Source organism: Skermanella sp., assembly GCF_059503625.1.
The window spans coordinates 1-3,679 of the sequence record NZ_JCACHA010000154.1 but is presented as its reverse complement, the minus strand read 5'-3'; the positions used below and the strand labels follow the sequence as shown (position 1 = coordinate 3,679).

The window sequence follows — 3,679 nt, the reverse complement described above, 5'->3', positions numbered from 1 at the left end:
TGACGTCCTTTACCGCGATGAAACCCTTGAACTCCTTGGTCAGACTTCGGGTTTCCAGAATATTGTCCCCGTCCATTGCGCCTCCCCTTATCGGACATCCCAAAACCTTTGAGGCGCCAAAACCTTTGAGGCGGATGTCCTGGATTTTGCGTGAAGTTAGGGACAAGGGGGAGGTGGTGACACCACCCGAAAGGGTGGCGTTCTGATTATTCTCCAAAGACCTACGGCAGCAACCCCAATTCACGCCCACGGGCGACGGCGCTGGTACGCGTGGTCACGTACAGCTTGGCGAACAGCCGTTTGAGGTACCATTTCACCGTATCCTCGGAAATCCTCAGCCGTTCCCCGATCTGGCGGTTGCGGAGACCTTCCGACACCAGCCGAAGGATCTGGATCTCACGGTGATGCAGCCCGTCGGCGGCTTGGGACGCCTGTTTCCCCGGCTCGGGCTGAAGCGTTTCCAGCACCTTGCCTGAAATCTCGATGGCGTCGCGGCACTGCGCCATCGCCGCTTCCAGATCTCCCGCAGCTCCTGCGGCATAGCCGACCATAACGGCGGCGAAGCCCCTCAGCACCATCTCCCGATCGGTGCGTCCCGGCAGGTCGCCGCACGGCCCCGCATCCGGATGTCCCAGCCAGCCGCCGGCGCGGTGATGGGCCTCCGGAAGGGCATTGCGCTCTCCCGTCATCAGACGCCGCGTCAGGACGGCCATTTGCAGGCCGGAGATGCGCCCCTCGGTCTTCCGCGTGACGTCGCGAACCTGGTCTTCCGTCAGGTCGAGCGCCTGGACGCGGGTCAGGTAGTAGCGCGCCTCGTCCAGGGTGAAGCGCAGGTCCGATGCCTGAAGCTCCAGCAATCCGCCGCAGGCCCGCAGCCGGGCGAGCGGGAAAGGCGGCTCGACCCTGCTCGCCACCGCCAGCATGACCTGCCGGGGCAGGGCGCTCAGCAGCAGGTTGACGTCGCGGTGGATGGCGGGATCGCTCACCGCTTCGTAGTCGTCCAGAAACAGGACGGCGGTCTTGCCGGTCCTGTCCAGCCCGCTCAGCAAGGCCGGCAGCGCACCGCTGAGCGCAGGCGCCTGCATGGCCCTGAGATATCCTGCGAAGCCGGGCGCCACCGGTTCCAGCGCATTGCCAAGGTCGTTCAGGAAGTGCCCGTAGTCATGGCCGGAGCGGTGCAGCGACAGCCAGCCGGCAGCCATGCCCCGGTTCCCGGCGATGGTATGCCAGCGGGCGAGCAGGGTGGTCTTGCCGATCCCTGCCGGACCCGACAGGACGGCCAGACGCAGCTTGTCGAAGCGATCGACACAGTCTTCCAGTCGCAGCCGAAAGACCAACGATGTCTCCGTATGCTGCGGGCTAAAATTAGCGACAAATTTTTGCAATGTTTATATTGCCCTTTGCCGGTACGAGAAAGATGGTCGAAATATTCGGTTCAGACTTGTGTAACGGGATTGTCGTGCCGGCTTCAACTCTTACCATCACTGCAGGACCGGGTATCGGCCGTTCCTTCTATGGAACTACTCCATTGAGCATAGCTGGCGGAGGGATGGTGTCAAAGCCGGGAGCCGGCTTGGCGAGGCTTCCGCCGGGGTGTCAGGATGGAGGATCGACGGATGGAGTGGAATGACCGGGATGAGGATCGCATGTCGGACGAAACGGTCCCGGGCCGTTCGCTCAATCTTCACGGCGTCTCTTCTCGGCTCCGCCCTGCTCGCGGGCTGTGCCGGCTTGGACACGCCGGGCGGCGATGCTCCGGGCGACGACCTTCCGGGCTTCGTCCGGGGCGGCATCCTGCATGAACGGTACGACGGCAGGACAGACGACCTGCTGACCGGCGGCCTCGGCTCCGCCGGTCTCGCCAATCCCATTCCCCCCGCCTTCGCCGATCCTTCGCACCCCATGGCGGCGGAACTGCGTACCCGTGCAATCCACGCCAACTACCGCGCCCTGGTGGACATGACGCCGGGGGGAGGCTACGGGACCTTGTACGGGCCGGCCGTCGGGATCGGCGGTCTGGGCATGATCGCGGGCCATGAGTATCTGGCTCTGGCCGACCACGATGACGGCAGGGGCGTCACCATCATGGTCCAGGTTCCCGACAGCTTCGGCATCGGCCAGACCTGTATCGTGACGGCTCCTTCCAGCGGATCGCGCGGGGTCTACGGCGCCGTCGCCACGGCGGGGGAATGGGGGCTGAAGCGGGGCTGTGCGGTGGCCTATACCGATAAGGGCACCGGCATGGGCGTCCACGACCTGTCTGCCGATACCGTCACCCTGATCACCGGCGAGCGGGCGCCCGCCTCGTCCAGCCCGGATCGCGTCAACTTCCGCGCCGGGCTGGACGAGGCGGCGCGCACCGCCTTCAACGCCGCGTTTCCCAACCGGCTCGCCTGGAAGCACGCCCATTCCGGCGGCAATCCCGAAGGCCGCTGGGGCCGGGATGTGCTGGACTCCATCGAACTGGCCTTCGCCATCCTCAACATCCATCATCCCGGCCCCAATGGCCGGCGGCATGTCCCGGCCAATACCGTCGTCATCGCCTCCAGCGTGTCGAACGGCGGCGGAGCGTCGCTGCGGGCCGCCGAGACGGACCGGTCCGGCCTGATCGACGGCGTCGCCGTTTCCGAACCCAACGTCAATCCGGTCTACGATCCGTCCTTCACGATCCGTCAGGGCGGCCGGCCGCCGCTGCGGTCCCATAGCCGGCCGCTCTACGACACCATCACGCTCGTCAACCTTTACGGGCCCTGCGCGGCGCTCGCGGTCCCGGATGCTCCGCTAAGATCGGGAGCCTCCGCCGGACGGTGCGAAGGTCTGTTCCGGAACGGGCTGCTGAAGTCCGCTGGGGTGCAGGCACAGGCGGCCGAAGCGCTGGAGGTCATCAACGGCTACGGCATCCTGCCGGAGCAGAATTTCCTTCAGCCGGCCTACGGCAGCTTCTTCGTGCCGCAATCCATCGCCGTCACCTACGCCAACGCCTATGCCAAAGCGGGCGTCGAGCGGAACCTGTGCGGCTACAGCTTCGCCTACGCCGAGAGGGGCGTCCCGGCGGCGCTGCCGCCTGCCGCCGCCGCCGACCTGTTCGCCATGGGTAGCGGGATACCCCCGACCGGCAAGGTCGTCCTGATCAACAACAACGCGCCCGGCGGTCCGCGCGAGGACCGGTCATCGACTCCCGACCAGAACCTTCCCGGCGCGCTCTGCCTGCGTGGCCTCGCCACCGATCCGTCGGAAGGCTTCCGCGCCAGCCTGGATGAGATCCGGGCAACCGGCGGTCTGCGCGGCAAGCCCGTCGTGATCGTCAACGGCAGGGCCGACGGCATCATCCCGCCCAACCACGCCTCGCGTCCATACTATGCCTCGACCCAGAAGACGCCGGACGCCGGCGATGTCCGATACTACGAGGTGACCAATGCCGGCCATCTGGACGCCTTCAACGCCTTTCCCGGCTTCGACACCCGCTATGTCCCGCTGCACCACTATTTTTTCCAGGCGCTCGACCTGATGTGGGACCATCTGGTCAACGGCGCGCCCCTGCCGCCCAGCCAGGTCGTCCGCACCGTTCCGCGCGGTCCCGGAGCACGGGCGATCGGCCAAGCCAACTTGCCGACGATCCGCCGGGAGGCAGCCGAAGACGCGCTGATCCGCTTCGACGGGGTGGAACTGTCGATCCCGG

Annotated in this window: 2 protein-coding genes and 1 pseudogene; 1 reads left to right on the top strand and 2 read right to left on the bottom strand. The window is 66.2% G+C overall.

Annotation, left to right across the window (positions count from 1 at the left end):
- Together AC5JJ6_RS04215 and AC5JJ6_RS04210 are read right to left on the bottom strand one after the other, a co-directional pair.
- Positions 1–217 (bottom strand): annotated as a pseudogene (locus AC5JJ6_RS04215) (hypothetical protein); the annotation flags it as partial.
- Positions 218–221: 4 nt separating this feature from the next.
- A complete protein-coding gene (locus tag AC5JJ6_RS04210) occupies positions 222–1,337 on the bottom strand; it encodes a helix-turn-helix transcriptional regulator (protein WP_496040847.1) in 1,116 nt (371 codons plus the stop codon).
- A 289-nt stretch (positions 1,338–1,626) separates the two neighbouring features.
- Between AC5JJ6_RS04210 and AC5JJ6_RS04205 the strand changes: the two genes are divergently transcribed.
- On the top strand, positions 1,627–3,679 hold a 2,053-nt coding region (locus AC5JJ6_RS04205; RefSeq protein WP_496040846.1), incomplete at its 3' end, for a 3-hydroxybutyrate oligomer hydrolase family protein.